The sequence below is a fragment of the Prevotella brunnea genome, from assembly GCF_008016795.1.
Taxonomy (GTDB): Bacteria; Bacteroidota; Bacteroidia; order Bacteroidales; family Bacteroidaceae; genus Prevotella; species Prevotella brunnea.
On sequence record NZ_SDIK01000102.1, the window covers coordinates 1 to 9,884 of the forward strand.

Below are 9,884 nucleotides of genomic sequence, written 5' to 3' on the forward strand. Positions count from 1 at the left end.
AAGAAATGTGTACTTTTGCCCATGTTATCTGAGTTTGGAAACAAAAGCAAAGATAACAAAAAGGGCTGATACCTCGTGAGAAGTGTCAGCCCTAATTCATAAAAAATGTGGGATGTTTAGCGGACAGTAATAATACTTAATGATGGTTGTTTAACGGTCTAAGAAAATCATTTTATCCTATGCTTGGCTTTCTTGGCGGACAAACACGCAGGGCCTTTCGCAGTTGCCTTGTGGTATTGCTACCCATGAGTGGCTGCATCTCACGTGCAATCTTGCTCTTGCTAACCTTTGCATAGAGTTCGGTGGTTGAAATGAAGCGGTGTCCGAGCATCTTACTGACGGTTTCTATCGGCAAGCCGTTCTCCAAACAGATGGTCGTGGCAAAGGTATGTCGTGCCGTGTGCGAGGTGGCTTCGGTATGAGGTGGGAGTCCTGCCTTGATGATGATGTCCCTTATCTTGCGGTTGAAATGGCTATTCGTGGGGAACTCACGAAAGAGCAACCCCTCCTTTTGTCCGTCGCTGACAATGGTGAGTATCTCTTCGGCAATGGGCAATAAAGGAACAATGCTTCTGTTCTGAGTTTTTGTGCGACAGAGCGATATGTACCTGCGCCCATCGTCAAGTGTGTAAACATCGTCCATTCGGAGTTTCTTTAAATCAGAAAAAGCTAACCCCGTAAAACAGCCCAAGAGGAAGATGAGCCTGCAATGGTTGTCCACCGAGCGGTGAGGACGATATGAGAGAAGTTTGTGTAAATCGTCAGAAGTGAGGGCATTGCGCTCGTAGGTGGGCGTTTCAATGTCTATCTGCTCAAAAGGGTCTTCACGGATATATCGCTCTTGCAATGCTTTTCGGATGACTTGATGCAGGTGGCGCAGACGGTTGGAAACAGTGCTTTCCTTGTTTCCCAAGTCCCGTAGCATAAACAGGCGGTAATGTTCTATGAGGTCCTTGTCTGCCTCTTTGGGAAGACAGTCCCCGCTTCCCCTTTTTTTTAGAAAAAGTGCAAAATTCTTCCTACTGTCCCTGAAAGCCCTGACGGTAGCCTTTCCTATCGTCTTGCCCTGCAATGCCTCCTTGCTTTCACAGACGGATTGGTAAACCTCTATGAGTGTCGGGGTGGGTTTGTTTTGGTGCTGGTACTGCTCTTTCAGGTATTCAGCCGTAATGTAGTTCTCTTCTCTTAACGTGAGTTCATAGAGTGCGTGAAGTCGTTCTTCTATTGAGTTCAGTTGCAGATTGACGGCATTCGCTCTGTTTGCCACCACTTTTATGCGCCCTTTCTTTGATTGCCAATCATCGGGAGAGGTGTACAAACCTGTTGAGAATGAAGAAGACGCACCATTGCAGGTGATACGGCAGCGGATAATGCATTCATTCCTTTCGCTTGTCTTGCTTCTGTCTATATAGAATAGAATTGAAAATGTACTTTTCATTGTTCTTGGACTTTTAGTTGATTAAACGATATTGTGCGATGAGAGGGAGAATCTTCTCCACATCCCGAAAGACACGCTCTGGAGAAGTCTCTGCATACACCTGTGTGGTCTTTATCTGGCTGTGTCCGAGCATTTTCGATACGCTTTCGATGGACACGCCTTCTGAAAGCGTCATCTGCGATGCGAAGGTATGCCTTGCCATGTGATAGGTCAGCGTTTTCTGAATACCGCAAAGCCGTGCTATCTTTTTGAGGTGTATGTTCAACGTGTCACAGCCTGGTATGGGCAGCAGATACCCTTTTGGGGGTTCGTGGCGGAACGCCCTCGTATGAATGCCCCTGTACCGCTCAATGATGGCGGATGCTTCGGGTAATAATGGAATGTGACATACATTGCCCGTCTTCACTCTCGGCTTGCGTATCCAATCCATATCAGACTCGTGGATGATATGCTCTGCCGTGAGGTGGTACACATCCGTGTAGGAAAGACCGGTATAGCACGAAAAGAGAAACATATCCCTCGACATCTGCTCGTAGCCTTGCAGTTCGTTATCGGTTAATGCTGCAATCTTGTTTACTTCCTCCCTTGTAATGTATCGGGGTGTTCCAACGTCCCAGCGGATGGAATGACCGATAAAAGGATAGGAGTCTATGATGTGCCGTTTGTGCAGGTCTTTGAGCAGGGATGCCAGCATAGTAAGATAACCAGCCGAAGTGTTGAGTTTAAAACCCTTTTCTTTGGCAAAATACTCCTCCAAGTCCTTGATAAGGGCTGTATCGGCTTTTTGCACGGGAATATCGTCCACATGGTAGCGGCATCTCAGAAATTCAGACAGATGCTTGCGGAAGAGCAGCAGACATTTCAGTCTTCTTTCGCTGCGGTCTATGCCAACTCGCTCACGGAAGCGGTCGATATACTTGTCCGCATGATGAAGCAGCCCCTGCGACTCGCTGTTTAACCCGAATACAAGTTCCCTTATCTTCCCTGCCGTGACAGTGTTGTTCAACTTGCCCGAAAGCGATTCATAAACTTGATGGACACTTACTTGCAGTCGGTCAAGTTCCCTGTTCACTGATACGGCTTCGGAACTCTTTCCTACAAGTCGCTGTTTACGACTATCCCAAATTTTTGGCGTACAGGCACATTTGCAACTGAACTGAACCATTGAGCGACCGATACTGATGCGTCCCATGATGGGACTTTTTCCGTTTTTGTCCTGCGTACCTCTTTTGAGGTAGAAAAGCAGCTTGATTTTTTCTTTTTCCATTGTTTTTTTGCTTACAAAATTATACTTCCCAGAGGAACTTATAGCGATGCAAAACATTGATAATGAAAGAGAAAACACCGTTTTTGTTACCATTTCCAGCCGTTCTTTTCCTTTCATCGTTTCTCGAACGATTTGGTAACTGAACTCTTGCTTTTTCACTCCATTTTTCGCCTATTTACCTTGATGCAACCCAATGAGAAAGCAGGCAATATATCTTGTGTTTCAATCAGATACGCATTTTTCTCCTTTTCTTGCTTCCAACTCCTATACTTCCGCATAGAATGAAGCCAGCTCCGGCACCTTGATGAAGGTGCGGAACCGCTCTTTCTGGATAATCTCATTGGTGATGGAGAACTCATAGTCGGTCGATTTCTTGGCAAAAACCGCTGCCCAAGCATCAAAGCTGTTGATTCCCTGCTTCTCCAAAGCCTGCGGGCGCAGATACTTGAACAGAAGATACAGTTCCGTCAGACTATTGGAAATGGTCGTTCCTGAAAGGAAAGTGGCTCCCAAATCCTTGCCGGACCGTTCTTGTATGGTACGAATAGCAAAGAGCATGTTTAAGGCACGCTGTGAGCCATCAGGATTGCCCAAGCCCGATACACGGTCATGGCGTGTATTGAACATCAGGTTCTTGAATTGGTGTGATTCATCTACAAAGAGGTGGTCGATACCCATCATCTTGAAGTCCACGGCATCGTCTTTTCTTTCGGCGATGCTGTCCTGTATGTTCTGCAACTTGACTTCAAGGGTCTGCTTGCGCTTTTCCAAGCCTTTGAGCATACCACGGGAAATCTCCGCTCCTTGCATACGCAGGACTTCAAGGTTTTCCTCCACAGAGTCCTTCTCCTTCTGCAGGATAGCCTCCTGTATCTCCAAAGCTTGCGGTATCATGCCGAACTGTTCGTGCGTGAGGATGATGCAGTCCCAGTCGTTGTTCTTGATGTCGTTGAAAATACGCTGGCGGTTCTGCTTATTGAAATCGTTCTTGCCTGGATAGAGTACCTTAGCATTGGGATAAGCTTTCCTAAAGGTGTCGGCAATATCGAATACGTTTGCCTTCAGCCCAATAATCATCGGTTTGTTTGCCAGTCCCAATCGCTTCATTTCATAGGCTGCCGTACACATGATAAGCGTCTTACCCGCTCCCACCTCGTGGTCGCAGATGCCGCCACCATTGGTTTTGAGCATCCACACGGCATCCTTCTGACTCTTGTAGAGGTCGGCAATGCCCAGCCGTTTGAGGTCGAGGTCGGGGAAAGTCTGGTGCGTACCGTCAAAGTTTGGTCGCACAAAACAGTTGAAAAGTCGGTTGTACCTGTCGGAGAGCTGCTGTTTGAAGGTATCGGGTGTGCGTCCGAGCCAATCAACAAAGCCCTGCCTGATTTCCTCAATCTTGGCATTTGCCATCTGGATGGCATGTCCATCTCTTACTTTAATGGTCTTGGTCTCTCCCGTAACCTTATCTGTCACCTCCTTACTCTTGTTAATGTCGGGAATGGTGTTGTGCAGGGCGTGCTTTAGGAGATTGATGCCGTCATAGCGGCGGAACTCTCCCTGTACGGCATACTTGTGCCAGATATTGGCATTCTTTTGGTCGCAGACAATGCTGTACTCGTCCATGTTGGAATGGTAGGATACGCCAATATCCGTGCCGAAAAACTCCGAAGCGAACCTACCATAGACCTTGGCAGGTATCCAGCGTTCACCGAGATTGAAGTCAAGGTCTGCAAAAGGAATGGGTGTTGGCGTGGCTGCACGCAGCGCAGCAAGGCTCTGCTTTGTTTCTTCGTGGTCGGGATGGTCCAAGAGCCACGACTCAATGCGCTCCGCCTTTTCTATTACATTGCCCGAAATGAACTTGTCCGCAACCTCATAAGCATTCTCTTCGGGATTATAATAGATGCGACCTTCCAAGGAAGAAATGATGTCGCTTTCCTCCATATCAGGTAAAAGGGAACTCATGTAATCAAGTTCCACCGTGCCGTACTTGTTGAGCGATGCACCCAGTGCCTCCATCGGGTCTGTGGCAACGGTCAGCTCTGTGGTAGAAAAAGCTGTTGGATGGTCAAAGATGTCCGCCTTGACGTACCTGCCGTTCTCGGAGCGTTCCAAGAAGAGCATTTCCACACCTGTAGCATCCATCTTGATGATGTCGGTGTTCGCTTTCTGGTTAAAGTAGCCCCAGCGTGCAACATAGTCATCATACAAGTGATTGAGTCTGCTGCGATCCTCCTTGTCTTCTGCATGGTTCTCCGCCTCGTAGTCATAGAGACGATGATAGCACTCCCGTATCTCGATATAGCTTTTTAGTCGGGAAAGCTGGGCATACGGCAAGTCCATCGGATTAAAGGTTGGATGTCGCTTTAAGTCAGAAAGAAAGCCGACCTGCCCTTTCTGCACGACAATGGAGCCGTCTCTCAGGTGAGAGTCCGGCGAAGAGAGAAAAGGGCGCGGGGAAGCATCAAACTCTTTTTTCACCTCCGCTATCGGCTGTGGCTTACGCTCTTCGGCTTCATTCATAAAATCAAAGAGAGACGGTTCACTATATGACTGAGAGGAAGTTTTCTTGCTGCTTCTGCCCTTGGTTCTGTGCTGCGTTGCAGTTGTTGGCTGTTTCTCCTTATTCTCGTTTCTTCCTTTATTTCCCGTCAGCCTTTGTTCTTCGGAAGCCTGTATCTGTGGTTTAGGGACTTCCTTAATCTCGCCGTTCACGCGCTTTACTTCCTGCGTCCAGAGATTGTATTCCTCCGGAGCGAACAGTGAAGGCTGCTCCGTTTCCTGTCGCTCGTCCAAGCCGTCCATCACTGGGTGGTGGTCATCATCGAAATAGACAGTCTGCCCGTTCATCTCCCGTGGGGCTTCCACATCGGTGCGGATTTCTTTCACTTCCTGCTCATATTGGCGGTGAAGGTTAAGCACAGGTACTCCCTCTGGGGCTGATTCTTCAATAGTAGAGTCTGCCTCTTGTATCTGTACTGTCTGCTCACCGCCCGTTTTATCAACTTGCTCACTGATTTTTTCAACTTGAACTTCCTCTTTGGGTTCTTCCGTGGAAAGGTTATCTTCCATTGTCGAAGTCTGAACTTCGGGTGCAGCCTTTTCCTTGATTTCCTCTGTCACCACTTCTTCTTTGGTATATTGTCCCCTGACGATTTCTTCCAGTTCGGCTATCTCGTGCAATTTCTTAGGAGAGAAGTACAGGTCGCGCTCGATGCCCAGCCCATGAATCTTCACTTCCTCCATCTCGTCAAGCGACATATTGCCCAACTCCCAGCCGTAGCCCATCGTGACAGCACCGAAACCTATACGGCTCTTAGGGTCGTACTCCAAAAGATAAGCCGTGTAAGCTCCCATCGGGAAGAAATAACGTGCGTAGGCGACTTTATCACCAATAAGTTCCTTTTCCGTACTGTAAAGTTTAGGTAGTTGCTTCCTGATACTGTCGGGCATCAAATTATAGGCATTCTCCGCCTCCTTGTGCATTTTGGGATCCTCTTTGGGTAAATTTACCATTATACCTAACTTTCTCAGTTGTTTTTCGGCTTCTTTCTGCCGTTCCTCCTCCGTCATAGGTATGCCTGTTTCATAGAGTTTGCGGTCAAAGCGTTGCTCAACTTCCAAGGAGAGCTGTGTCCTGATACTCTCCGCCATATCGTCAATGCTGCCATCGAAGCGATACTCCCATGCAGGCTTGCCGTATGGGTCTCTGCCCATTATTCGTTCCGTGGCAATGGTGCGGTGGGCAATGTCTTTCCAATCTCCTGCAAAAAGTGAGTTGTGCTTGAAGACGACAGAAGAGCCTTCTTCTTTGGGAACGGAAAGAGTTTCTACAAACTGCTGTTCAATCCCCTCGCTGATTTCTTTACCTGTCTGCTTCTGCAAGACGATGAGGTCACTGCCCACGTCCGTTCCCGCATTGTCTGAAAACATACCCGATGGCAGGCGTAAAGCAGAGATTAGTCGGCTGTTCTGCATCAGATAACGGCGGATGGCTTCATTGCGGGGACTGTCCAATACACCTTGCGAGGTAATAAACGCAAGAAGTCCGCCTTCCTTGATGCAGTCCAATCCCTTTACAAAGAAGTAATTGTGGATGGCTCGTGTGGATTCCCTCTTAAGAACATCCTTGCCCTTGCTGTACTCACGGTCATAGACCATGAAATCCCCGAAAGGAATGTTACTTGTAATAAGGTCGTATTTGTCCTTATCTTCCAACTCTCCAATGGATTCAAAGGGGGCTTGGTGGACAATGATATTACCTTGCCCATAAGGATGAATGGATTGTGAGATACGGGCAGTGAGCAAATCTTTTTCCATTGCATCGACCATACCAGCCCTTTTAGCAAATATCTCGGCAAAAGCTCCCATACCTGCTGAAGGGTCTAAGCATTGTCTTATCTCCACATCGGTAATGGTGAGTGCTTCCGCAATCGCAGAAACGATACGGGTATCTGTATAGAAAGACGTGAGTACGCTTGCCTTGATGCTCTCCCAGTACCGCTTGGCGGTATTGGCATCGACGGCATCACGGTAAATCATCTGTTTGAGCCTTTGGGTAGGCTCGAAAAGTTGTTGCTCCGATTGGCTCCAATAGCGGAGGTCATCGGGACTGTCACATCGATTCAGCACGCATTTCAAGCCACCGAATCCCTGATAGTTGCGCAATATGTTTTTCTCGGCTTCGGTGGCTTCGCGGCGTTCTTTTTCCAAGCGAAGCACAACACGGATGGCTTCTGTGTTGGCTTCAAGGACGTTTTTCTTATTGTATGCCATAGTGTTCCTTTTTTAATTAAGGAGGAGGAAAAAGTCGGAAGATATAAAGTATATTACCTCCCGACCTCTTCTGTTCCTCTCTGTTTCTGTCAGGATTATCTCCCTCGTTGTTTTCCTTTCCTGTTTTCAAATTCAAAAGAAGTGGTGTAATCCTCATTAAGGACAAGTCGGGCGTTGAACTTTTTGCCTGCCTTACTGATCAATCCTTTGAGAATGGGTGTACGTCCTGTGGTTAGCAAATCCCGGATGTAGTCCTCGGTGAGAAGCGTGCCACAGACCTCACGGAAGACATGAAAGTCACAGCCCTCATGTCTGCATTTGGCAACCTTGGCATAGATACCCACGCTCTCAGTGCCACACTTGGGGCAGCGATAGGTGGGATAAGACTTCTGTTTGGGGGCAAGAGAAAGCAGTTCCTCACAAATGGTGCCAACGTAGGAGTTGATGCCTTGTGCAAACTTTTCGGGCGGCATCTGTCCTGCTTCGATGGCAGCAAGTGTCAGTTCCCAGCTTCCTGTCATCTCCGCATTGGCGATTCGCTTGTCCTTGACAATCTCATAGACAGCCAAGCCTTTCTCGGTCGGTATAATTGCTTTCTTGTCCCTTCGGATATAGTCACGGAGAATAAGTGTCTCGATGATGTTGGCACGGGTGGCAGGTGTTCCGATGCCACACTCTGCCATTGCTTTCTTACTTTCTGCATCTTCGACCTCTTTTCCTGCGTTCTCCATCGCAGAAAGCAGTGTCGCTTCTGTGTAGAGAGGTTTAGGTTTGGTCTTATGCTCGGTGATGTCAGTAGAAACAAGTGGTAAAACCTCTCCCTCCGTCAAATCAGGCAATGAAGGTAAAACCTGTTCATTGTCGTTTTCCTTTTTCTCTACATCAGTAACCTGCTCTTTCTGCACGGCTTTCCAGCCCAAGGAGATTTGTCGGCACGCCTTCCAAGTAAAGGAGTTGGCGCCGTCCGTGAACTGCACCAGCATACGCTCTTCCTCTGAATCGGGAAGAAAGGCTTCAATGAAGCGATTAACCACCATTTGATAGATAGTTGTTTCATCTGCCGATATTCCTGAAGGTGTTTCTCCTGTAGGAATAATGGCGTGGTGGTCAGTAATCTTTGCCTTGTTCACCGAATGGCGGTTTAATGGTGTTTCTATCATTTCTCCTATTTTGCGCAGTAGGGCGGGTACTTCCTCGAAAACATCCTCACTGATGTATCGGCTGCCTGTGCGGGGATAGTTCATAGAATAATGACAATGAAAGAAGAAAGGGCAAACACGAACGGAAACACTTGAACAATAACAACTTATGCACTTTTCTGCATTTTGTGATATGGCAAGATTGAGCGAAAAACGGCAATAGTTCCGTTACCAACTCGTAACCCATAGGGCACAAAGCAAAAAGGGGTTACGAATTGAATATAAACAACTGTGGCATAGGTTTTTATTCCTCATCTTTCATTTTTCTGCATAGCTCAAGAACTCTTGTTCGTATGTACCTTTGCAAGCAAAGGAAATTAGAAAAAAATGACAGAAAAATGAAAGAAAACAAACTGAAAGTCTCGTTTTTCACACAGGCTAAACGAGCGGACAAAAAAGGCATGGTGCCGCTTATCGGACGGATAGAACTGGGCAGGAAGCATTCCGCCTTTTCCGCCAAAAAGAAAGTCCCATTATCTCTTTGGGATAGCAGAAAGCAACGTCTTCTCGGCAAGAGTGCCATCGCAAATTCTATCAACCGGTATTTGAATGAATGCACTGCACTCATTCATGCACGCTATCGGGAACTTTGCGAAAGTGGAGAGTCATTCACGGCTACGGATGTGCGCAATGCCTATCAGGGACAGCTTTGTCAAAGCGCAATGCTTTTAGAGTGCTATGCTGAGTACCTCACACAGATTCATGAAAGAGTGGGCATAGACCGGGCAATGAAAACACTGGAGCTGCGTACCTATCAGCAAACTCTTCTTCGGGAGTATGTGCGTAGGAAATACAAGTTAAGTGATATTCCGCTCATGGAGCTGGATATTTCCTTTATAGAAGGCTATGAATACTTTCTGACAATAGACCGAAAACTGAAACGTGGCAGTATATGCAGTGCCTTGGCTGCATTGAAGGCAGTTGTGAACAAGGCTGTCAAAAATGGCATGATAGACATGTATCCGTTCATTGGTTACAGTTACGAAAAGACGAAAGGAACGCCGAGAAACATCACGCAGGACGACCTGCAAAAGATTATCGACCTGCCCATCAAATGGGAGAAATATCGTGTCGTCCGTGATTTGTTCGTGTTCTCCTGCTTCAGCGGTCTTGCCATTTCAGATATACGCAATCTCAAAGAGGAAAACATCATCATTGAAGAAGGAAAGCTATGTATTAAAAGCTATTACTGTCCGCTAAACAT

At 47.2% G+C, this 9,884-nt stretch carries 4 protein-coding genes and 1 pseudogene; 1 reads left to right on the plus strand and 4 read right to left on the minus strand.

What is annotated here, in order from left to right; translation table 11 throughout:
• Positions 1–172 precede the first annotated feature (172 nt).
• The 4 genes and pseudogenes from ETF27_RS10910 to ETF27_RS10925 form a co-directional block, all read right to left on the minus strand.
• The gene (locus tag ETF27_RS10910) at positions 173–1,438 is read right to left on the minus strand and encodes a site-specific integrase (protein WP_004357086.1); all 1,266 of its coding nucleotides are present in this window, start codon (positions 1,436–1,438) and stop codon (positions 173–175) included.
• A 13-nt stretch (positions 1,439–1,451) separates the two neighbouring features.
• On the minus strand, positions 1,452–2,705 hold the full coding sequence (locus tag ETF27_RS10915; RefSeq protein ID WP_004357082.1) for a site-specific integrase: 1,254 nt from the start codon (positions 2,703–2,705) through the stop codon (positions 1,452–1,454).
• Positions 2,706–2,969: 264 nt separating this feature from the next.
• Positions 2,970–7,481, minus strand: coding sequence for a DUF2958 domain-containing protein (locus tag ETF27_RS10920; protein WP_130829966.1), 4,512 nt, complete (start codon positions 7,479–7,481; stop codon positions 2,970–2,972).
• 95 nt (positions 7,482–7,576) lie between these two features.
• Positions 7,577–8,719: pseudogene (locus ETF27_RS10925) on the minus strand (DNA topoisomerase); the annotation flags it as partial.
• A 299-nt stretch (positions 8,720–9,018) separates the two neighbouring features.
• Here ETF27_RS10925 and ETF27_RS10930 point away from each other — a divergent pair.
• Positions 9,019–9,884, plus strand: an 866-nt coding sequence (locus ETF27_RS10930) for a site-specific integrase (protein ID WP_147785827.1), incomplete at its 3' end; no start/stop codon positions are given.

Bases quoted from the DNA above. Each gene is read 5' to 3' on its own strand.
- ETF27_RS10910 (WP_004357086.1), bottom strand. From the start codon at position 1,438: ATGAAAAGTACATTTTCAATTCTATTCTATATAGACAGAAGCAAGACA.
- ETF27_RS10915 (WP_004357082.1), bottom strand. From the start codon at position 2,705: ATGGAAAAAGAAAAAATCAAGCTGCTTTTCTACCTCAAAAGAGGTACG.
- ETF27_RS10920 (WP_130829966.1), bottom strand. From the start codon at position 7,481: ATGGCATACAATAAGAAAAACGTCCTTGAAGCCAACACAGAAGCCATC.